Origin of the sequence: Alteromonas sp. LOR (assembly GCF_000753865.1) — a bacterium.
Lineage (GTDB): Bacteria > Pseudomonadota > Gammaproteobacteria > Enterobacterales > Alteromonadaceae > Alteromonas.
On record NZ_JQFW01000004.1, the window covers coordinates 19796 to 41124 of the forward strand.

Annotated in this window: 19 protein-coding genes; 10 read left to right on the forward strand and 9 right to left on the reverse strand. The window is 45.6% G+C overall.

The window, feature by feature from the left end:
* Nucleotides 1–2: 2 nt before the first annotated feature.
* Nucleotides 3–518 carry a cob(I)yrinic acid a,c-diamide adenosyltransferase gene (locus JV36_RS0101815; protein WP_032095102.1) on the forward strand — a complete coding sequence of 172 codons (516 nt, stop codon included), beginning with the start codon at nucleotides 3–5 and terminating at the stop codon, nucleotides 516–518.
* A gap of 95 nt (nucleotides 519–613) precedes the next feature.
* On the opposite strand, the gene nagZ is transcribed toward JV36_RS0101815, so the two are convergent.
* Nucleotides 614–1624, reverse strand: coding sequence for a beta-N-acetylhexosaminidase (nagZ, locus tag JV36_RS0101820; protein ID WP_032095133.1), 1011 nt, complete (start codon nucleotides 1622–1624; stop codon nucleotides 614–616).
* Nucleotides 1625–1747: 123 nt separating this feature from the next.
* Here nagZ and JV36_RS0101825 point away from each other — a divergent pair, with 123 nt between their 5' ends.
* Both JV36_RS0101825 and ybaK read left to right on the forward strand, forming a co-directional pair.
* Nucleotides 1748–4198 (forward strand): penicillin acylase family protein, encoded by a 2451-nt coding sequence (locus tag JV36_RS0101825; RefSeq protein WP_032095101.1) that lies wholly within the window; start codon nucleotides 1748–1750, stop codon nucleotides 4196–4198.
* Nucleotides 4195–4689 (forward strand): Cys-tRNA(Pro) deacylase, encoded by a 495-nt coding sequence (gene ybaK / locus JV36_RS0101830; RefSeq protein WP_032095100.1) that lies wholly within the window; start codon nucleotides 4195–4197, stop codon nucleotides 4687–4689. Before JV36_RS0101825 ends, ybaK begins: the two co-directional genes overlap by 4 nt.
* Before the next feature lie 171 nt (nucleotides 4690–4860).
* Here ybaK and JV36_RS0101835 read toward each other — a convergent pair whose 3' ends face one another.
* The 8 genes from JV36_RS0101835 to thrS all read right to left on the reverse strand — a co-directional run bounded on the left by JV36_RS0101835 (nucleotide 4861) and on the right by thrS (nucleotide 12835).
* The gene (locus JV36_RS0101835; protein ID WP_032095132.1) at nucleotides 4861–5424 is read right to left on the reverse strand and encodes a hypothetical protein; all 564 of its coding nucleotides are present in this window, start codon (nucleotides 5422–5424) and stop codon (nucleotides 4861–4863) included.
* A 129-nt stretch (nucleotides 5425–5553) separates the two neighbouring features.
* A complete protein-coding gene (gene ihfA / locus JV36_RS0101840) occupies nucleotides 5554–5853 on the reverse strand; it encodes an integration host factor subunit alpha (RefSeq protein ID WP_032095099.1) in 300 nt (99 codons plus the stop codon).
* A 3-nt stretch (nucleotides 5854–5856) separates the two neighbouring features.
* Entirely contained in the window at nucleotides 5857–8244 is a 2388-nt protein-coding gene (gene pheT, locus JV36_RS0101845) for a phenylalanine--tRNA ligase subunit beta (RefSeq protein ID WP_032095098.1), read from the reverse strand.
* A 14-nt stretch (nucleotides 8245–8258) separates the two neighbouring features.
* Complete coding sequence (gene pheS / locus JV36_RS0101850) at nucleotides 8259–9239, reverse strand: phenylalanine--tRNA ligase subunit alpha (RefSeq protein WP_032095097.1); 981 nt, start codon at nucleotides 9237–9239, stop codon at nucleotides 8259–8261.
* Between the two features lie 336 nt (nucleotides 9240–9575).
* Complete coding sequence (gene rplT, locus JV36_RS0101855; protein WP_032095096.1) at nucleotides 9576–9932, reverse strand: 50S ribosomal protein L20; 357 nt, start codon at nucleotides 9930–9932, stop codon at nucleotides 9576–9578.
* Between the two features lie 18 nt (nucleotides 9933–9950).
* Nucleotides 9951–10148: a 50S ribosomal protein L35 gene (gene rpmI / locus JV36_RS0101860; protein WP_032095095.1), complete on the reverse strand. Its 198-nt coding sequence runs from the start codon at nucleotides 10146–10148 to the stop codon at nucleotides 9951–9953.
* 117 nt (nucleotides 10149–10265) lie between these two features.
* The gene (gene infC, locus JV36_RS0101865; protein ID WP_081926491.1) at nucleotides 10266–10820 is read right to left on the reverse strand and encodes a translation initiation factor IF-3; all 555 of its coding nucleotides are present in this window, start codon (nucleotides 10818–10820) and stop codon (nucleotides 10266–10268) included.
* A gap of 98 nt (nucleotides 10821–10918) precedes the next feature.
* The gene (thrS, locus tag JV36_RS0101870) at nucleotides 10919–12835 is read right to left on the reverse strand and encodes a threonine--tRNA ligase (RefSeq protein WP_032095094.1); all 1917 of its coding nucleotides are present in this window, start codon (nucleotides 12833–12835) and stop codon (nucleotides 10919–10921) included.
* 406 nt (nucleotides 12836–13241) lie between these two features.
* Here thrS and JV36_RS0101875 point away from each other — a divergent pair, with 406 nt between their 5' ends.
* The 7 genes from JV36_RS0101875 to JV36_RS0101905 all read left to right on the forward strand — a co-directional run bounded on the left by JV36_RS0101875 (nucleotide 13242) and on the right by JV36_RS0101905 (nucleotide 21324).
* Nucleotides 13242–14135, forward strand: a complete 894-nt coding sequence (locus JV36_RS0101875; protein WP_032095093.1) for a fructosamine kinase family protein — start codon at nucleotides 13242–13244, stop codon at nucleotides 14133–14135.
* Nucleotides 14136–14158: 23 nt separating this feature from the next.
* Complete coding sequence (locus JV36_RS0101880; protein ID WP_081926492.1) at nucleotides 14159–14953, forward strand: pteridine reductase; 795 nt, start codon at nucleotides 14159–14161, stop codon at nucleotides 14951–14953.
* Nucleotides 14954–14989: 36 nt separating this feature from the next.
* Nucleotides 14990–16102, forward strand: coding sequence for a DUF3080 family protein (locus JV36_RS0101885; protein ID WP_235207735.1), 1113 nt, complete (start codon nucleotides 14990–14992; stop codon nucleotides 16100–16102).
* A 116-nt stretch (nucleotides 16103–16218) separates the two neighbouring features.
* Nucleotides 16219–17064 (forward strand): MurR/RpiR family transcriptional regulator, encoded by an 846-nt coding sequence (locus JV36_RS0101890; protein ID WP_032095092.1) that lies wholly within the window; start codon nucleotides 16219–16221, stop codon nucleotides 17062–17064.
* A gap of 217 nt (nucleotides 17065–17281) precedes the next feature.
* Nucleotides 17282–18508: an amidase gene (locus JV36_RS0101895; protein ID WP_032095091.1), complete on the forward strand. Its 1227-nt coding sequence runs from the start codon at nucleotides 17282–17284 to the stop codon at nucleotides 18506–18508.
* 202 nt (nucleotides 18509–18710) lie between these two features.
* On the forward strand, nucleotides 18711–20297 hold the full coding sequence (locus tag JV36_RS0101900; protein WP_032095090.1) for a gamma-glutamyltransferase family protein: 1587 nt from the start codon (nucleotides 18711–18713) through the stop codon (nucleotides 20295–20297).
* A 208-nt stretch (nucleotides 20298–20505) separates the two neighbouring features.
* A complete protein-coding gene (locus JV36_RS0101905; RefSeq protein WP_032095089.1) occupies nucleotides 20506–21324 on the forward strand; it encodes a sulfite exporter TauE/SafE family protein in 819 nt (272 codons plus the stop codon).
* The last annotated feature ends 5 nt before the right edge of the window (nucleotides 21325–21329 follow it).

Genomic DNA, 21329 nt, shown 5'->3' on the forward strand with positions numbered 1-21329 from the left:
AAATGAAAATTTATACTCGTACTGGCGACAAAGGCAGCACGCAAATATACGCCGACAAAGCTATCCGCGTAGATAAAGATGATTTAGTGGTACAAAGTTACGGTGACATTGACGAACTCAATAGTCACATTGGTTTGCTGGCCTCCTCTGTGCCTAAGCAACATCGCGCACAGCTTCACACCATTCAGCGCAATCTCTTTCAGGCAGGCTTTGCCATATCGGCCAGCTCAACGTTAACGCTGTCAGACATTGAATCACTTGAAAGCCTTATCGATGAGTTAACCAATCAAATGCCGCCGAACACGTCGTTTGTATTGCCAGGTGGCAGTGAAGATGCGGCGCAAGCTCATGTTTGTCGTGCAGTTTGTAGGCGTGCAGAGCGCGCAGTAATAAGCTTGGCCAAGCACTACGACGTGCCCGAGGTGGTTCATGCTTACCTGAACCGCTTAAGTGATTTCTTATTCACCTTTGCACGCTTTTTAAATATTGAAGCTGGTGTAGACGAAGTAGCGGTTTAAATTCCGTTTAGCGCTAGCGGCTTTATAACCGCTGCGGCGACTGTATAACTGCTGCGGCGCTATAAGCACCGCAGTATCTCTGTAAAGCTCAGTTTCTATACGTGCAGTAGCTTCTCTATAAGCGCCACTGCGCTTTCGTACTGCTCACGCAGGCCCGCAGGCAATACTCGCCCGTGTAAATTCATCACGCGCTCTCGTTTTTGACTATCTTCCTGAGACTGCTGTGCAATACGCCCTTCTAGCCCATCTAGGATTTGCTCGGCCCCTTTAGCATTGTTACAAGCCAATACCATATCGCAGCCTGCACTTAATGCCGCATCTGCCCGCTCGACATAGCCGCCGGCAACAGACGCTCCGTGCATAGACAAGTCATCAGAAAAAACAGCGCCGCTAAAACCCAAGTCTTTCTTTAATATCAGCTTAAGCCAACGGGAAGAAAATCCGGCAGGCTCAGCACATACCTTATTATAAATTACGTGGGCAGGCATAACGCCATCTAGCAACTCCCGCTCTATTAACCGTTCAAACACCACCATATCGGTGTGTTTTATCTCGTCAAAATCGCGCTCATCAAGAGGTAATGCAACATGTGAGTCTGGGGCAACGCTGCCATGACCAGGGAAATGCTTACCAATAGCAGGCATGTTTGCCGTTTTAAGCCCGTCGATAAGAGACGCGGCTAACCGCACTACATCAGTGGCGTTATCAGCAAAAGCGCGGTCACCTATTACCTTAGACACGCCGTTTATATCTAATACAGGGGCAAAGCTAAAGTCGATATCAAGTGTTTTAAGCTCTACTGCCAACGCAAGCCCGCACGCGTGAGCAAGAGCAGCGCTTTCGCCTTCGCTTTTTGTATGGCGCAAGATATCGCCCATTGCAGGAATGGCGGTAAACCCTTCACGAAAGCGCTGCACTCGCCCCCCTTCGTGGTCAACTGCGATAAGCAAAGGCTTATTCGCATACCGGCGAATATCTTTTATCAATGCCGAAAGTTGAGGTTTATCATGGTAATTACGAGAAAATAAAATAACCCCGCCGACGACTGGATGCGCCAGCTTTTCTTTTTCCTCAGGCAGCAACTCTTCGGCCTGACAATCGAGCATTAATGGGCCCACAGCACATCCTTATTTTTATCAAGAATTGTGCGTTTAATTAGTCTCATAAAACATCACTTCTCATTGTTGAGTTTGTTGGGGTAGGATAGAGAAAAAAGCGGAGTAATTCACGTGATAAATTGGATCAAGTGGCTTGTTGTTGGTGCTGTACTGTTGTTGTCGATTGCCGCAGCTGCTGTGTACACCACATTATATTTAAGTTTACCCAAATTAGAGGGTAACAGTGCCACTTATCACGTAACCCAGCCGACCCAGCTTTCGAGAGACTCGCTAGGCCATGCCGTCGTAAACGCTGATAACCTATTTGATGCCGCCTATGCATTGGGGTTTGCTCACGGTCAAGATCGCTTTTTTCAAATGGACTTACAGCGCAGAGCAGCCTCAGGCAATTTGTCAGCCTGGGTAGGAAGTGCAGCATTAGACATAGATAAAAACGCCCGTTTCCATCAATTTGAACAACGAGCACAGGCCGTTTTCGAAAACTTACCCAGTAAACAACAAGAACTGCTTATTCGCTATGCTCATGGCGTAAATGAAGCCATTAATGAATACACCACTCTTCCCTTAGAATACATTGCAGCCAGTATGGAGATAACGCAGTGGCGCCCTACCGACAGTATTTTGGTTATTTACAGCATGTATCTAGATTTGCAGGACGGGCAGGTAAAGCTAGATCTTGCAAGAACCGCTCTTAAAGACACCTTTGGCGATGACATTTATCACTTTATAACCCAGCAAAGTCATTTTCAGGCCGCCCTTGAAGGCGGCGAGCTGCCTTTATCCGACGCCCCTATTCCTGAATACCCTAGCCAGTTTAAAGCCGCAGTCGAAAGTAAAAATGGAAGTGAAAACGCAGATACTCAAGCTTATAACAACCGTAGCATTAATAGCGTATTGCCTGATGACTTAGCTCGTTATACCGCCCCTCGTTATACGCATCCTCGTCATAACCGCGCTCGTTACAGCCACGCTCGTTATAACTATAGGGGCACCGAACTTCCCGATCTAGGCAGTAATAGTTATGCGGTGTCGGGCGCTATTACGCCTACAGGCGCGGGGCTGCTGGCGAACGATATGCATCTAAGCCTTCGTGTACCCGTTATCTGGTATCGCACCCAGCTTAATTACAGTGACGCAGGTCAAGACGTTTCTATTACAGGCGTGTCGCTACCTGGTTTACCCGGCATTGTTGTGGGTACCAATGGCAATATAGCCTGGGGCTTTACTAACGCTAACTTAGACAACGTAGATTGGGTAGCGCTTAATAGCGATACGGAAACCACGGCAGTAACAGAAACAATTCCCCTTCCCTCAGGCAGTCACGAATACACGATTGAAGTCAGTGAATTTGGCCCCGTTAAAATACTCAACGGAAAACGCTATGCCCTTAATTGGGTTGCCCATCACGAATTTGCTGCCAACTTAGCTATTGTAGATTTTGGCAATGCTAAGTCTGTGGATGAGGCTATCGATATAGGAAAGCGAATTGCCAATCCAACGCAAAACTTGGTGATGGTTGATATCGAAGGTAATACGGCGTGGATGCCAGGCGGCGCAGTGCTTCACAGAGAAAACGCATCGTACACCGCAATATCTGAACAAGAAATGCGAAACAATCCCACTCGCCCTGCAACCATTCTGCCTTTGGTAAAAAACCCTGTTTCAAATAGACTATGGACCGCCAATGCTCGAGTTATTGCAGCGAAAGACTTATCTCGACTAGGCGATGGTGGATACGCGCTTGGGGCAAGAGGCAGACAGATAAGAGACCGCTTATTTGAAAAAGACACGTTCACCGAAACTGATTTTTACGCCATCCAGTTAGACAACCATGCTCAGTTCCTTATTCCTTGGCATAATTTACTCAGTGGCTTACTAACCATGCAAAATGTCGAGTTTAAGCCAGATCTAACCTATTTAAACACATGGGGAGCCTGTGCATGTGACGACTCCGTGGGGTACACCCTGGTAAAGCATTTTCGTCGTGAAGTAGTACAAACGCTGTTTGGTGAAATTTTATCATCCCTTGATAAACAAGGCGTACAAAGCCGCACGCTGCTACGTGGCATTGAGCCTGCCACGTGGCAACTCATACAAAGCCAGCCAAACAGCTGGCTACCCGATGGAACCGATACTTTCGATGAGTTGTTGGTAGATGCCTACAGGCGAGCCAAGCATAAGCTTCTTGATAAATATTCTCCTCTTGAAGCGAATATGGACATGCTTAACTGGGGAAGTGTAAACACGTTAACAGTGAAACACCCTTTCTCAGCACAAATACCGTTAATAGGCGATAAGTTAAACATGGCCCCAGTTGCAGGTTTTGGTGATACCTACATGCCCGCCGTGCAGTCTACTGGGTTTGGAGCATCAGAACGTTTCTTTGTAAGCCCAGGGCATTTAGACAATGCTATTCTCACCTTACCTGGCGGGCAGTCTGGCCACCCACTGTCAGAATTTTTTACAGCAGGTTTTAATGACTATGCCACTCAAGCAGCTACGCCTCTTTTGCCTGGCGAAATTATTTATTCACGTACATTTTATAAGAAAGAAGAAGAATGACGCCAGCCATTACGCTGCTTTCCAAAAAGCGAATAAAGCACAGCGTGCTCAAGTACGAACACGAACCCAACGCTTCATCTTATGGGTTAGAGGCCGTTGAAAAATTAGGATTGCCTGCTGAAAGCGTGTTTAAAACATTGGTAGTGAGTTATGTGAATAAGGAGAACAAGGAAAATAAAGAACACAAAGAGTTAGCTGTAGCCGTTGTACCGGTTACTACCAAACTCAGCGAAAAGAAAATGGCAAAAGTGCTAGGCACAAAGAAAGTGACCATGGCCAGTGCCGATGCAGTAATCGCATCAACAGGTTATGTACTTGGTGGGGTAAGCCCTTTGGGACAAAAAAAACGACTTGTTACCGTTATTCACGAAAGTGCCCTGCAACTCGAACTCATTCATGTAAGTGCAGGTAAGCGTGGCTTAGAGGTCGCGCTAAGTGCAACCGACCTCGGTGCACTCACTAATGCAAAATTTGCCGACATATCAGTATGAGCTACCTGTATGAGCTATCAGTATAAGCTATAAATATGAGCTTTTGGTATGAGCGCTCGAGATAGGCTAGCCATATAAGCGCTCGACGTGAGCTATTTATATGAGTACTCGGTACAAACTATCGATGTGAGTGTTTAAGAGCCTGCTTTACCCAGTACTTACCAATGAGTACTAACGAGTACTAACTGGCACTGCATTGGCCTGTTGAAGCCACTGCTCTCTCGCCTCTTTTATTACCGCATCACTGGGTGAGTCGTTACCCGCAATGGTAACAGCAATTTGTTGAATGATAGCATCTCGCTTTTCAAGCAGCGCATCAGCACGGGCGAATAAGTCCTGCGCTTCCGGGTATTTAGCCTTAAGACTCTCTATGCTCTTTAATGCATAGTAATGGGCTTCAAATTCTTCGTTAAAAAGCTGGCGCTTAGCATTAAAAACCACGTAGTCTTTCGCTGCGCGAGAGCGTAAGTACTCAAGGTCGTCAGCCGCTAAGTTAGCCGCTTCACCAACCTCTGAAGCTTGCTGAAGCCAGTATTGAATTTCTTCATCGTTGTTTTGATTTACTGCCTGCTTAACGCCCTCTTGCAAGTCGCTTGCATGCAATATTTCCATTACGGTAATAACGGGTACGCTCGACGCTTCTTGATCGCGGTTATCAGCATCAACAGACAAGAAAACAAACCATGCCGCTATGGCGATGAACACAATAGAAAGAACGACAAGTGCTTTTTTCACACCATCCTCCGAAAAAATAACATAAGAAATCCAGTGCGGGTGCACTGTAAAAAGAAGAAACACAAAAGAGCGAGGGTGCTCCCCGCTCTTTTCATGTTTTACAACGTTATAATTGCAGCAGTGTGCGAATTATTCGTCGACAGGTGCTGAGTTTTCAACTCGGCTTTTAAGTTTTTGACCAGGGCGGAATGTCACCACCCTGCGCGCTTTGATAGGAATATCTTCACCCGTTTTAGGGTTACGTCCAGGACGTTCATTCTTATCACGCAGGTCGAAATTGCCAAAACCTGACAGTTTTACTTGCTCACCAGATTCCAGAGCGCCTTTAATTTCTTCGAAAAAAAGCTCTACCAGATCTTTAGCATCACGCTTGTTAATGCCTAGTTTCTCGAATAGGTGTTCAGCCATCTCGGCTTTGGTCAATGCCATAGTTTACTCTCTTAACGCGGCCCCAAACTCAGATTCCAAACCTTTCACCACAGTATCGACAGCGTGCTGAATCTCAGCTTCTTCTAAGGTTTTTTCTGGATCTTGTAAATGAAGTGACAATGCAAGGCTCTTGTACCCAGGTTCAATTCCCTTGCCTTTGTATTCATCAAACAAGTTTAGAGCAACTAGTTGATTTACGCCAATTTTTTCTATGTAAGAAAGAACATTTCCTACACGCACTTCATCTTTCACTGTAATAGCTATATCACGACGATTAGATGGAAAACGCGATACAGGTGCAGCAGACGGTAATTTACGTTCACTAATAGCGTCTACCGCTAGTTCAAACACAAATACACGACCGTTTACGCCCAACAATTTTGTAAATTGTGGGTGAACAGCACCAATATAGCCAACTTCTTCATCGTTAAGCAAAATTTTTGCAGTCATACCAGGATGCAACGCGCTGTGTTCGCCAGTAACAAATCGAAACTCACCGTGCTTACCGGTAAGTGCCAATAACGCTTCCACATCTGCTTTTGCATCAAAGAAATCTACTGGGCTATCGCCTAAGTCCCAGTGCTCTTCGTTACGACGCCCTGCTACTACACCACCAATTACCTGCTGTTGCAATACACCATTTGGCGCATCTTGTTGAGGTATAAAGCGTAATCCGGTTTCAAACAGTCGAATTCGCTGTTGCTGACGCTTCTGATTGTACGCCGAAGCGCCTAACAGACCTGGCCATAAACTTACGCGCATTACCGACATATCAGATGATATTGGGTGCGGTAACACCATGCCTTTTACATCAGGGAACAATGCGTTTTGTATTTTCGGGTCGACAAACGAATACGTAATAGCTTCGTTATAGCCTCTACTTAATAACAACGACTTCATTGTGCCTAGCGGCAGCTGCGCTTCTTGGGAAGGCAACATGGCAAGCGTTGCGGCAGGCGCAACATTAGGAATGTTGTTGTAGCCGTAAACGCGGGCAATCTCTTCAATTAAATCTTCTTCAATTGAAATATCAAAACGATAGCTAGGTGCAACGGCTTTCCAACCCTCAATGGTAGCGGTAACGTCTAAGCCTAAACGAGAAAGCATCTCGCTTACCTTTGCATCATCAATACTAATACCGAGCACGCGAGTTAAGCGGTCGCGACGAAGTGTAACCGTAGCTTGTTTAGGCAGTTTATCTTCTGAAACCGCTTCAACAACTGGGCCCGCTTCACCACCACAAATTTCAAGAACAAGCGCGGTAGCGCGTTCCATTGCTTTGCGCTGTAGCTGTGGATCCACGCCACGCTCGTAACGATGTGATGCATCGGTGTGCAAACCGTACTGACGGGCACGGCCCATAATCACGTCACGACTGAAAAACGCGCTTTCAAGCAAAATGTCTTTAGTTTCAGTGGTAACACCTGAATGCAAGCCACCGAAAATACCGGCCATGGCTAACGGTTTGTTATCGTCAGCAATTACCAGCGTGTTTTCGTTAAGTGTTGCTTCTGTTTCGTCAAGCAGAGTAAGCTTTTCGCCCTCTTTTGCCATGCGTACATTTACGTTGCCTTCAATACTGGCAAGGTTAAACGCGTGCATTGGCTGGCCAAGCTCTAGCAACACAAAGTTAGTAACATCAACAATGGGGTCGATGCTGCGAATACCGCAACGACGTAGCTTTTCAACCAACCACAGTGGCGATGCTGCTTTTACGTTAACGCCCTTAACCACACGGCCCAAATAACGTGGGCATGCGTCATCCGCGCTTAACGTAATTGATAATTTATCTTCAATAGTTGCGTCTAGGGCAGCGACTTCAGGCTCGCAAACGTCAAGGTTATTAAGTACGCCTACTTCACGGGCAATACCGCGAATACCCAAACAGTCTGCGCGGTTTGGCGTTAAATCTACTTCAATGGCGTTATCATCAAGTCCAAGGTAATCGCGAATGTCTGTACCTATTGGCGCATCTGCAGGAAGCTCGATAATACCGTCGTGATCATCGCTTATGCCCAGCTCAGAAAAACTGCACAGCATACCGAATGACGGCTCGCCGCGAAGCTTGGCTTTTTTAATTTTAAAGTTGCCAGGCAATACCGCACCAACACAGGCTACCGCGACTTTTATGCCTAGGCGGCAGTTAGGTGCGCCACAAACGATATCTAGTAGCTCATCGCCACCTACATTGATTTTGGTAACGCGAAGCTTATCGGCATTAGGGTGCTGACCGCACTCTACCACTTCACCTACTAGTACGCCGGTGAACTCGCCTGCAACAGGCTCTACGCCGTCTACTTCTAGGCCAGCCATGCTCAACTGTTCAGACAGCTCATGTGCCGACAGCGACGGGTTAACCCACTCTCTTAACCATTTTTCACTGAATTTCATGTGTACTCTCTGCCTTAATTGAACTGCTTGAGGAAACGAAGATCGTTTTCAAAGAACGCGCGTAAGTCGTTAACGCCATAACGCAGCATAGTTAAACGCTCTACGCCCATACCAAAGGCAAAACCAGTGTATTCTTCTGGGTCTATTCCAACCGACTTGAGTACATTAGGGTGCACCATGCCGCAGCCAAGCACTTCTAGCCACTGACCGTTTTTACCCATTACGTCTACTTCAGCTGAAGGCTCTGTAAACGGGAAGTAAGACGGACGGAAACGCACTTCTAAAGATTCTTCAAAGAAGTGATGTAAGAAGTCGTGCAAAATACCTTTAAGTTCGGTAAAGCTCACGTTTTTATCAACCATCAAGCCTTCCACTTGGTGGAACATTGGCGTGTGAGTTTGATCGTAATCGTTACGATACACGCGCCCAGGTGAGATAATACGTAGCGGCGGCTTTTCTGCTTCCATAGTACGAATTTGAACGCCAGAAGTTTGCGTACGAAGCATCATATCTGGGTTAAAGTAAAACGTATCGTGGTCGGCGCGCGCAGGGTGATTAGCCGGAATATTTAACGCATCAAAGTTGTGGAAACCATCTTCGATTTCAGGGCCTGTTTTGACCGAAAAGCCTAACTCACCAAAAAACGACTCTATGCGCGCAATGGTGCGGCTAACCGGGTGCAAATTACCTGGCTTTTCAGTACGCCCAGGTAGCGTAACGTCTACCGCTTCTTCCGAAAGCTTTTTATTAAGCTCTTCAGTGCGTAAATGTTCGCCTTTGGCAGAAATAGCCTGCTGAATAACCTGTTTCGCTTGGTTAATTTTTTGGCCAGCGGCAGGACGTTCTTCGTTAGACAACTTTCCTAAGCCTTTAAGTAAGTCGGTAAGTTTACCTTTCTTACCCATAAATTCGACCCTAACTTGGTCTAATGTAGCTGCATCTTCGGCAGCGTCAATCTGGCTCTGCGCCTGATTGATAATAGCGTCAAGCTCCATGGTTTCCTCAATGTGCATGATGACTGCATGGCCCTCGCATAAGTAGAATAAATCTACGGGCAAAGGCTTGCTTGAAATAAAAAAAGATAGTTTACACGAGTGTCTAATATAAGGGCTACCCTACGCGCCTGATATTCTCAATATTTTCCGTAGAAATGCGAAAAATTGATAGAAACAGAGCGCTAAAAAAAAGATATCGGGGATTTTGCTGTAGGTATTTGGGGGAGTGAAAGATGGAATTAGTTAATTTAGAGCGATCTTTGAAAAATAGAAAAGAAAAAGGCGAGCATCCTGCTCGCCTTTCCCCGAAAGAACTTAAACTTAATTAGTTAATAATTAAGCTAATGCGCCTTTAGCCGCTTCGACTAATGCGCTAAAAGCTGCTTTGTCATGAACTGCGATGTCGGCAAGGATCTTACGATCGATTTCAACAGACGCTTTCTTCAAACCGTTAATGAAACGGCTGTATGACAAACCATTTTGACGTGACGCAGCATTGATACGTGCAATCCATAACTGACGGAATTGACGTTTACGCTGACGACGGTCGCGGTAAGCATATTGACCAGCTTTAGTTACAGCTTGTACCGCTACGCGATAAACTCGTGAACGAGCGCCGTAATACCCTTTTGCCTGCTTGAGGACTTTTTTGTGACGAGCACGTGCAACCGTACCGCGTTTTACTCTAGCCATTCTTTAGTCTCCTAAGTCTTAAACGTACGGCAACATGCGCTGAACTAATTTAGTATCAGAATCATGAACCAATTTTTTGCCACGTAACTGGCGTTTACGCTTAGTACTCTTCTTAGTCAGAATGTGACGTAAGTGAGACTGCTTGCTTTTAAAGCGACCAGAGCCCGTTTTCTTGAAACGCTTGGCGGCACCGCTTACAGATTTCATTTTAGGCATTGCTAAAACTCCGCATTGTTTTGTATCGACATGTTCAGCGTGCAGTCGCTTAATTGTCGGTTAATGTTTGCAGCAAGGTGTTTCAGGGTGCAGATTCCTGAAAACTTTAGACCGTTACTACTTCTTAGTTGGGGCTAGCACCATAATCATCTGGCGGCCTTCCACGCGACGTGGAAAAGATTCGCAATTTGCGATCTCTTCTAAATCGTTTTTAACGCGATTTAGTAGGTCTATACCGATGTCTTGGTGCGCCATTTCACGTCCGCGGAAGCGGATTGTGACTTTGGCTTTATCACCACCTTCGAGAAAGCGACGCAGGTTGCGCAGTTTTACCTGGTAATCGCCTTCATCAGTGCCAGGGCGAAATTTAATCTCCTTGACCTGAATTTGCTTTTGTTTTTTCTTCTGCTCTTTCTGAGCTTTACTCTTTTCGAAGACGAACTTGCCATAGTCCATAACTTTACAGACTGGCGGCTCAGCATTCGGACTGATTTCTACAAGATCTAAGGTAGCTTCTTCCGCTAGCTGCGTTGCTTCAGCGAGTGAAACTACGCCAACCTGTTCTCCGTCTTTGCCAATTAAACGTACTTCTTTGGCTTTAATCTCATCGTTAATGCGGGCTTTGTCGCCCTGAGCCTTATTGTTAGCGCCTTTAATGTGGTATTCCTCCAAACATTTAATTCTTTCGTTTGTTTTTGTGATGCCGTATTCAGCATGAAATTTGAGTCAAAAACAAACTCCGGTGTGCATTATACACAAATTTTGCTCAACTACTTAATGGTCTTTGCCATAACTTCTTGTTGAGACATGGCAATAAAGTCTTCCAGGCTCATTTTGCCTAGGTCATCGCCGCGACGTGAGCGTACTGCTACTTCGCCCGATTCCATTTCTTTATCGCCTACTACTAGCATATACGGGATACGCTTAAGCGTGTGCTCACGGATTTTAAAGCCAATCTTCTCATTTCTCAAGTCAGACTTTGCTCTAAACCCTAAATCGTGCAGTTTTTTTACACAATCTTTCGCGTAATCTGCCTGTTTGTCAGTAATATTCATTACTACCACCTGTTGTGGTGCTAACCATAACGGGTAGAAACCGGCAAACTCTTCGGTAAGTATACCGATGAAACGCTCTAACGAACCCAAAATCGCTCTGTGGATCATTACAGGTACTTTTCGTTCGCCATCTTCAGCAACGTAAGTAGACCCTAAACGACCAGGCATCGAGAAATCGAGCTGCACAGTACCACATTGCCATGCTCTGTCTAGACAATCGTGTAAAGTAAATTCAATTTTAGGGCCGTAGAACGCACCTTCACCCGGTTGATATTCAAATTCAATATCATTGGCTTTTAATGCTTCAGCTAGTGCTGCTTCCGACTTATCCCAAATTTCATCAGCCCCTACTCGCTTTTCAGGTCGAGTAGACAATTTCACTGCCACTTTGTCGAAGCCAAATGCTGCATAAGTCTCATACACCATTCTTATACAGCCGCTAACCTCTTCTAAGATCTGCTCTTCTGTACAAAAAATATGGGCATCGTCTTGAGTAAACCCACGAACTCGCATTAAACCGTGTAGTGCGCCTGAGGGCTCATTGCGGTGGCAACAGCCGAATTCAGCCATACGCAGCGGTAAATCGCGGTAAGACTTAAGGCCTTGGTTAAATATTTGAACGTGACCTGGGCAGTTCATCGGTTTAACCGCGTACTCGCGCTTTTCCGACTCGGTAGTAAACATGTTTTCTGCGTACTTGTCCCAGTGTCCACTTTTTTCCCACAAGCTGCGGTCCATCATTAATGGGCCTTTCACTTCGTCGTAGTTGTATTGGCGAAGTTTTGTGCGAATGAAGCTTTCTAGCTCTGTGTATATAGACCAACCGTCATTGTGCCAAAACACCATACCTGGCGCTTCTTCTTGCCAATGGAATAAGTTTAGTGCTTTACCAATTTTACGGTGGTCACGCTTTTCAGCTTCTTCAAGTCGTTGTAAATACGACTTCAATTGTTTCTTATCTGCCCATGCTGTGCCGTAAATACGCTGCAGCATTTTGTTATCGCTGTCGCCGCGCCAGTAAGCACCAGCCACCTTCATTAGCTTAAAGTGATGGCAAAACTTCATGTTTGGTACATGAGGGCCACGGCACATGTCGGTATATTCTTCGTGAATATACAGTGCTGGGCGGTCATCCTTGCTGATGTTTTCATCAAGAATTTCAATTTTGTAGTCTTCACCACGCTCTGCAAAGGCATCGCGAGCTTCTTGCCAACTTACTTTGTTTTTTACAACGTTATAGTTTGTTTTGGCAAGCTCTAGCATACGTTTTTCAAGCTTGGTTAAATCTTCCTGAGTCAGGCTTTCTTCCATATCAACATCGTAGTAAAACCCGTTGTCGATAATAGGTCCAATGGCCATTTTCGTGTTTGGCCATAGCTGCTTTATTGCGTGGCCTAACAAGTGAGCACAGCTGTGGCGAAGAATATCTAGGCCGTCGTCGTCTTTTGCGGTAATAATTTGAAGCTTTGCGTCAGCATCAATCATGTCAACAGCGTCAACAAGCTCGCCGTTTACTTTTCCGGCAATCGTTGCTTTGGCTAAACCAGGGCCAATGTCGTTTGCAACGTCAAGTACAGAAACAGCGTTGTCGAAAGCGCGTTGGCTTCCATCAGGAAGGGTAATTACAGGCATGAATGTTCCTTTACAGTGGTGACGCCTACTCTGCGCCACTTGCATATTTAAAGTTTGAGCGTGGAATACGCTATTCGTATTTCTCCAACGTTCGTGTTTATCCCGCTTACACCATTAATTTTACGGCAGGCGTTGTCACTCAAAAACCGTAGCGCCAAAGAATTAAAGCAAAGGGTAAAAACAAAGTACAAAATAATGCACAACGTTGAATTATTAATATGTTTTCGATGGGCGATTATAACGAGTGTATGCACAACTTCAATGATGAAAGCAGGTTTCATCAACTAATTGGCATTCAATCGCTTAATTTGAATGCTTTTCCTTAAAGACACTTGCCATTAACCGTGCATTTTTTGTGATTTGCTCCATACTTTAACTCTGTTCAAAATTTAACCACAGGTGTGTTATGTGGCATTTCATCAGCGAACATATTTCTGAAGCAACAGGTCAATTTTTTAATTGCCAGCGCGCAGAGCCCGTAACAGGTGGCCATACTCACGCATGCTTTATTATCAAGGATGAAAGCCATCGATACTTTGTCAAAACACGGCTGTACGATGATACCCAGCAACTATTTCATGAGGCTGAAGGGTTAGAAGCGCTATCACAAACCAACACAATTTTGGTGCCCAAGGTTATCTGCCACGGAGTTACCAAAAACGAAACACCCAATATGGAATATTTAGTGTTATGCCACTGCCGTTTTGTTACGCCTGATTTGAACAGCTATTTTGTGATGGGAGAAAAACTTGCGCAGCTGCATAGCGTAAATGCCTATACGAGCTATGGCTGGCCACACGATAATTTTATTGGTTTAAGTATTCAAACCAATGGGCGCGCGGCGTCTTGGGCAGATTTTTTTGCTGAACGGCGAATAGGAAGCATGCTTGAGCGCTTAATTGCCAGTAATGTATGGCAAAAAAGTGATGGTAATGCCGATGATATTGTTGAATACGCTCGCAATGTGCTTAGCTTACACCAGCCCCACCCTTCGCTACTGCATGGAGACTTGTGGCAGGGCAATATAGGCTTTACTGCGAAAGGCCCGGTAATTTACGACCCTGCTGTATATGTGGGTGATGCAGAAACAGATCTGGCCATGGCCGAGTTGTTTGGTGGCTTCCCCGATATTTTTTTTAAAGGCTATAACAATGCCTCACCCATTGAAAAAAATTACATTCAAAGAAAACCAATCTATCAGCTTTACCATATTTTAAACCACGGGTTATTATTCGGCGCTCATTATATCGTTCAAGCAAAAGACATTATTAGCGATATTCAGCGTACGAAATACGCATAGCGTAAATACAAAAGTGAGTTTTTATGGAAGACAACGGCCTTAATGCGTTTGCAGCCAACAATGTTTACAAGGAAAGCGTAACGCCTGTCGTATTGGTAACTGGCGCTGCAAAGCGCATCGGCGCGACAATAGCTCGTCGACTTCACGCAAGTGGATATGCAGTCATCATTCATTTCTCCACGTCTTCAAATGAGGCAAATGGCTTAGTTAACGAACTCAATCAATCTCGCGAAAATTCTGCTGCCTGCCTTCAGGGCGATCTATGCGATAAAGACAGCGTACAAAGATTAGCTGAACAGTCAGTGGCTATCTGGGGGCGATTAGACTTACTGGTCAACAATGCATCGAGTTTTTATCCCACGCCCCTCGGCGAAATTACCGAAGACGACTGGTCGTCATTAGTGGGTAGCAATGTGAAAGGCCCGTTGTTTTTGTCTCAAGCATTAACGCCAGCACTGACAAACAGTAAAGGCAGCGTTATCAATATGATAGATATGCACATTGATAGACCGTTGCCTAAACACAGCGTGTATTTATTGGCAAAAGCAGGGTTAGCATCACTCACGCGCTCTATGGCGATAGACCTTGCACCAGAGGTTAGAGTAAACGGTATTGCCCCCGGCGCTATACTATGGCCAGAGCGGGAGATGAACGAGCAAGACAAAAAGCGTTTACTCGACAGCGTTCCACTTCGCCAACTTGGAAACCCAGAAGATATTGCAGAAACGCTGATGTTTCTTGTTTCTGCGCCTTATATAACGGGGCAAATTATCTATGTGGATGGCGGCCGAAGCCTTTATACCAGCGCTGAAATATAAAGCGAAAGAGCTCAATTAAAAAGAGACGCACAATCTATGATGAAGTTTCAACGTTTTACATTCGCTATGCCTTTTACACGCGCTATGCTTTTTACACGCGACTTGCCTTACACGCCAACATTCGCACCGGCTTCGCGGTACGTGTTCGCTGCAATCGCCATCATTTTGCTATCGGGGTGTTTTGGGCAAGAAACGGTAAAAGATAGTCTTGATAATTATCAGGGGCGGCTTTCTCGAGTATTAGACACTCCATTACCGGAGACGGTTGTGAAACCGTTGCCAAAACTGACAGACGGCTCGCAATTAAAGTACAACATTGAAGGGTTGAGCATAAACTTACGAGAGTTTTATGCCATATTAGACTGCGAGTTAGGACGAGTTGTTGCCGAACGCAATACGTCCCTTGGCAAAAGCCAGTTGCCATCTCAGCGCTTAGTGTATGAAAGTAAGCTGCTGTCGGTGTTTTCAGCCTGTGAAAACTCACTGAGAGAAACTGACACAAAGCTAGCCGATACGCTGGCCGCTTGGAAAGAAGCAAAAGAGGCTGACTACACGCAAAGCTGGGCTAACCTTATTCAAACCAGCAAAGAGTTGCGCCTAGGTTTAAATAGCCCTGAGCGCCTCCTTGCCACTGAGAACAACAAAGATGCGTTAGCCAGTATTAATAGCTTATACTTTCTGGATGAGCTATTAGCCCCCGCGGCGTTAAGCAAAAGTATTGATAGCAGCGAGTTAGAAGCACAGCTTAAGATAATTCTTTCTTCGCGACTGCCGGCGAGTTTATGGCAAACGCAGCAAACCCTTGCTACTACTTTACCAAAGCTCACAGAGTCTCTTGCCCCCCAACTCAATGCCATTGCTTGCCCAGAGGGTCGCGCGAGTGATACCGCTAAAATTCTTCGTAATGTGTTTTATTTGTTTTTTATTGAAGAAATTCAGCCCGTGGGCAGTTTGGTAAACAACTACCACTACAAACTGATGCCGTTATGGGAAAAGTGGCAAGACAACCCGGCGCTTCACAGTTCATTTAAGCGCTATATTAACCAACAAGCTAACATAGGATTTGCTACATACAGCAATGCCATGCAGGAACATGTTTCTATGTGGCAGCAGTTTTTAGGTCGCTGTAATTTATCACCGGTGGCGTAAATGTACCGTCACATTCTGTAATAAATTGCATAAGCAATTGGAATCATGGAATACTCTTATCAAATCACTATTTCTAAAAATGGCGTTAGCGCTGATGAGCTGTTGCAAAAAAGACCATGACTAAAAAAAGAGCGAATAAAAGCCCAAACGACGTTTTAGAGCAAATAGCACAGCATTATGCAACGCTGTCTCCTGCGGGCAAGGCAATAGCGCACTACCTTCAAAAAAATCCAATTGCAGTGCTATCGCAGTCAACATCGCTGATTGCGGAAAATGTAGGTACATCTAAGGCCACGGTAAGCCGGTTCTTTCGCCAGGTTGGCTTTGAATCTCACCAGCAAGCAAGAGCCTCACTCACCACACTGCGGGAACAGGGCGTGCCTATTGCCTCAGACAATAATGAAAAACACCATTTTGATAGTGAAGTACAAAACCTAGCGGCAAGTTTTGATGGTATAGCTGTTGAAGAGCTAACCTCTATTGCTACATTGCTGGCCAATGCTGGGCAAGTAACCCTTATTGGATTTCGAAACGCCTACCCTATTGCCCTTCACTTTCGCCAACAGTTAAAGCAAATACGAGCGTCGGTTCGAGTGCTTCCTCAGCCCGGACAGACACTCAGTGAGGATATTATCGACCTTACTGATAAAGACGTAGTGGTTTTGTTTGGCTTTCGCCGTCGCACTCGCCAATTTAAGTTTGTGCTCGAAAACATCAAGCACTGTAAAACCGTGTTAATTACCGATCCCACCGGTCAGGGCTATAAACGCCTTGTCGACCACCTTTTGGTATCGCATATCGGCAGTGATGCCCCCTTTGACAGCTACGCTGCACCAATGAGCCTAGTTGCTACGCTGTGTAACTTAACGTATACCAAACTTGGCTTAACGGCCTCTACGCGTGTTGATGCCATTACTGAAATTTACAAGCAAATGGATGAATTGGAGGACTCCGAACGATAATCAAGCCTCATTTCTTTTAAGTCCCTTATGTGAGTGCATTTATCCAGCATTATTTTGTTGCTTGTAAAAGTCTAATCAACAAGGCATTTTCGAACCCCTTAAAAAATACTTTCGTTTAATAGCCTCATTAATATAAAGATGCATGAGACAAAAGGAACAATTGTTTCTCTTGACATTATTTTGAAACGATTGTTTCATAGGGTATTGAAAAATTATAATGACTATAACAAAACACGCAGTGAACTCTCCTTTTGTATTAACGCCACCTATTAATGAAGAAAAATCCCAGTTCGCCCTAGAGGGTTCCCCTAAAGGTCTCCTTGAACATTTAGGGCTGGCGGTGAAAGACTTATTTCACATGACTAACCTGCCAACAGGTGCAGGCAATCCTGACTATTTGAAGTCGCATGTAAATGTTCATAAAAGTAATGCAATTGAGACGAACAGCACAGTAAAGGCACTGCTAAACGCTGGTGCAGTGTTTAAAGGGAAAACAATTACCGATGAGCTTGCCTATAGCCTACACGGGCAAAACAAGCACTTTCCTGCGCTTACCAACCCTGCGGCTCCCGAGCATATTCCCGGCGGGTCATCATCTGGCTCTGCCGTTGCGGTTAGCAGCAGACTAGCAGACATCGGTTTAGGCACCGACACCGGCGGCTCTATTCGAGTTCCTGCCAGTTATCAAGGGCTGTGGGGCATGAGAACAACCCACGGCATTATTGAATGCGACAATATGGTGGCCTTAGCGCCCTCTTTTGATACCGTGGGCTGGATGACGAGAGACTTAGCCACCTTCGAATTGGTAAGCGAAGTGTGTATTCCAGCACATACCCAACGCGATATTACAGGCGAGCCTCGCTTTGGTATTGCCCACAATTTGTTTGACAGTGCCCTTCACAAAGAGCATTGCAGTGCATGGATAGAAGAAAACCTTCGTCCACACGTTAACACCAAGGATATCTTTTCTGACAAGTTCGACCTAGCTGCTATGAATACCGCTGCCACATTTAGAGTATTGCAAGGCAATGAAATTTGGCAGCAGCACGGTCAGTGGATAGAAGAGGAAAAACCAGATATTGCAGAAGATATTATGTCTCGCTTGTTGTGGTGTAAAACCATAACGGCCGAGGAAGTGGCCTTTGCAAAACTGCAGCAACACAACCTTGTTACACACCTTGAAGTACTGTTTCAAGATATCGATGTATTGGTAATACCCACTACGCCAGGCATTGCACCTCGATGTGATGCCGACAGTACCACATTGGCAAATGATAGAAATTCACTACTCGCGTTAACCTCTCTTACAGGGCTAGCCGGGTTACCACAGCTTCATTTGCCGTTATTTGCGCTAAACAATGCCCCCTGCGGATTATCGTTTGTAGGCAAAAAAGGCAACGACCTTGCGCTCCTAGCGTTAGCTAGGAGATTAGAGAGCCATTAGCGAGAAAATTAGGAAGCTGTTAGCGGGAAAACTAAAGAGCCATTAGCGAAACAATTAGAAAAGTATTAGCAAAAGCATTACTCCATAAAAACTCGCTTTGCTAACACAACAGCTACAACACATAGCAACAAGTGCATGCACAATAAAAATCTCACTATGTGAATGTCGAAGCACGCGATGCCTGAAATCAAAGGAAAGAATGATGACAAAAAAATCTAATATTGCATTTACCGCCCCGCATTTTGCGGCATCTCAGGTAGGTTTGAATATTTTGGAAAAAGGCGGCACGGCCATTGAAGCTATGGTTGCTGCGGCGGCGTCCATTGCTGTGGAATACCCCCATATGAACGGCCTTGGCGGTGACGGCTTTTGGCTTATCAGCGAGCCGGGTAAAGCGCCGGTGGGTATTGATGCGTCAGGTGTTGCAGCAAAAGGAGCCACCCCATCATTTTACAAAGACTATGATGCTATTCCAAGTCGCGGCGGTATGTCTGCACTCACAATGGCAGGCGCGGTAGCGGGCTGGAGCGAAGCACTAAAAATAAGTAAAGAGTGGCAAGGTGGCAAAGAAGGTCTTCCGCTTACCACTTTATTAGATACAGCCATAAGCCAAGCTAACTGGGGAATTGAAGTTACCCAAAGCTTAACCGATGCAAGTAATAAAACCTTTGATGACCTCGCCGGTAATGAAAATTTTGATCAATTTTTAATTAAAGGCAAAGCACTTAAAAAGGGAAAAATCCTTAAGCTAACGGCCTTATCAAAAACCCTCGCTCATTTGGCAGAAAAAGGCCTAGACGACTTTTATCACGGTGAATTGGCGCAAAAGTTAGCCGCTGATTTAGAAGCAGCAGGCTCTCCTATTCGCTTAGAAGACTTTGAGAACTATAAGGCGCAGCGGGTAACTCCACTTCACGTTACTACGTCAAAAGGTAAACTCTATAATTTACCGGCTCCAACCCAAGGTGTGGCATCGCTTATTATTTTAGCGCTTTACGATAAAGTACAGCACTTGGGCAGCAGCGATGCTGACATGGTGCACCTACTTATCGAATGTACCAAGCAAGCGTTTATTGCACGCAACAACAATGTGACCGACCCATCTCGAACGCCAGTTGACTTACAACAGCTACTTACAGACGAGTCGCTAAATGAAATGGCACAACATATTTCGTTAGATACAGCACAACCTTGGCCTCATGTGGCTAAGCCTGGAGATACAATCTGGATGGGTTGCTGTGATAGTGAAGGCCGCATGGTGAGCTACATACAGTCGCTTTATTGGGAGTTTGGTTCAGGCATAGTGAGCCCGCAAACCGGCATTGTGTGGAATAACCGCGGAACGTCGTTTTCGCTCGACTCCTCTAGCAATCAATATTTAGCGCCAGGGCTTAAGCCATTTCATACACTAAACCCTGCGTTTGCAGAGCTTAGCGACGGTCGTCGCATGAGTTACGGCACTATGGGAGGTGAAGGTCAGCCACAAACTCAAGCCGCGCTTTTTGCCCGCCATGTGTATCACAATCAGCCAATCGACAAAGCGATATGGCTGGGTCGATGGTTGTTAGGCCGCACCTGGGGTGATGAGAGCCATAATTTAAAAGCCGAGCGTGATCTTGTTGAATACGTAGGTGAAAGTTTAGTGGCTCGCGGCCACGACTTAGTAACCGTAGACCCTTGCAATGAATTAATGGGCCATGCTGGCGCTATTATTCGCCAAGAAACAGGTGATGTTACTGGGGCGAGCGATCCGCGCAGCGACGGCAAAGTCTATCTGGGCGATTTATAGCAGTTAGTGTTAGCGGTTATTTTTAGCAGTTATTCATAACCGCTACTTAATTCCGTTTTTCAAGGCTGTTACTAATAGCGGCTTGTGTTGTGCGGGCTTTTAACAGTGGCCTTTTACCTGGTCATCTACAAGAACCCGGTATAGCTCAGAGACAAACGCACATCGGCTTTAGCGCATAAAATTTAGATTAATAAGAGATAACACAAACATGCAGTTTTTAATGGAAAACATAACGGTAATTTTATCGTTAATTGGCACCGGCGTTTTTGCCGGATTACTAGCAGGGTTGCTCGGCGTTGGGGGCGGCATCGTTATTGTGCCTGTACTCTTTTTCTTATTTCAGGCACTTGGAGTATCCTCAGAAAGCGCCATGGTTATTGCTACCGCTACCTCGTTAGCCACCATAGTGCCCACCTCGCTGAGCTCAATTAAAGCCCACCATGGCAAGGGCAATGTAGACTTTGCCCTGCTTAAATCATGGGCGCTGTTTATACTTGTTGGTGTTCTTGTGGGAAGCTATGCCGTTACCGCAGTTAACCCCACGTTATTAACGCTAATGTTTGGCGTTATCGCTACGTTATCGGCCATAAACATGCTAATTGGCCGAAAAGAAGCCTTGTTCAACAGCCTACCAAATAAGGGCGGGCAATCGGTCATGGCCACCTGCATCGGCTTATTTAGCTCTATGGTGGGCATTGGCGGTGGAACACTTACCGTACCAACCCTTACCTTTTGTAATTACCCCGCGCACAAGGCCGTGGGCACTGCCGCCGCTGTGGGGCTGATCATTTCATTGCCAGCGGCTATTACGCTGCTGTTTGTGGGCACAACACCACCTGATGCACCATTTGCAACCTACGGTTACGTTAACCTGCTTGGATTTGCCTGTATTGTGCCACTTACCGTTCTTTTTGCGCCTATTGGTGCAAACATTGCCAGCAAGCTAGATGCTGGACTGCTCAAAAAAATATTTGCCGTCGTTCTTATTATTACAGGCCTGCGCATGCTTGCGCAGGTACTCATTTAGGAGTT

Coding starts and splice junctions, on each gene's coding strand:
- JV36_RS0101875 (WP_032095093.1), top strand. CDS start 13,242: ATGTGGCATTTCATCAGCGAACATATTTCTGAAGCAACAGGTCAATTT.
- rpmI (WP_032095095.1), bottom strand. CDS start 10,148: ATGCCTAAAATGAAATCTGTAAGCGGTGCCGCCAAGCGTTTCAAGAAA.
- pheT (WP_032095098.1), bottom strand. CDS start 8,244: ATGAAATTCAGTGAAAAATGGTTAAGAGAGTGGGTTAACCCGTCGCTG.
- pheS (WP_032095097.1), bottom strand. CDS start 9,239: ATGGAGCTTGACGCTATTATCAATCAGGCGCAGAGCCAGATTGACGCT.
- JV36_RS0101885 (WP_235207735.1), top strand. CDS start 14,990: ATGATGAAGTTTCAACGTTTTACATTCGCTATGCCTTTTACACGCGCT.
- ihfA (WP_032095099.1), bottom strand. CDS start 5,853: ATGGCATTGACCAAAGCCGAGATGGCTGAACACCTATTCGAGAAACTA.
- rplT (WP_032095096.1), bottom strand. CDS start 9,932: ATGGCTAGAGTAAAACGCGGTACGGTTGCACGTGCTCGTCACAAAAAA.
- JV36_RS0101905 (WP_032095089.1), top strand. CDS start 20,506: ATGCAGTTTTTAATGGAAAACATAACGGTAATTTTATCGTTAATTGGC.
- ybaK (WP_032095100.1), top strand. CDS start 4,195: ATGACGCCAGCCATTACGCTGCTTTCCAAAAAGCGAATAAAGCACAGC.
- JV36_RS0101880 (WP_081926492.1), top strand. CDS start 14,159: ATGGAAGACAACGGCCTTAATGCGTTTGCAGCCAACAATGTTTACAAG.
- JV36_RS0101815 (WP_032095102.1), top strand. CDS start 3: ATGAAAATTTATACTCGTACTGGCGACAAAGGCAGCACGCAAATATAC.
- nagZ (WP_032095133.1), bottom strand. CDS start 1,624: ATGCTCGATTGTCAGGCCGAAGAGTTGCTGCCTGAGGAAAAAGAAAAG.
- thrS (WP_032095094.1), bottom strand. CDS start 12,835: ATGCCTGTAATTACCCTTCCTGATGGAAGCCAACGCGCTTTCGACAAC.
- JV36_RS0101890 (WP_032095092.1), top strand. CDS start 16,219: ATGACTAAAAAAAGAGCGAATAAAAGCCCAAACGACGTTTTAGAGCAA.
- JV36_RS0101895 (WP_032095091.1), top strand. CDS start 17,282: ATGACTATAACAAAACACGCAGTGAACTCTCCTTTTGTATTAACGCCA.
- JV36_RS0101900 (WP_032095090.1), top strand. CDS start 18,711: ATGACAAAAAAATCTAATATTGCATTTACCGCCCCGCATTTTGCGGCA.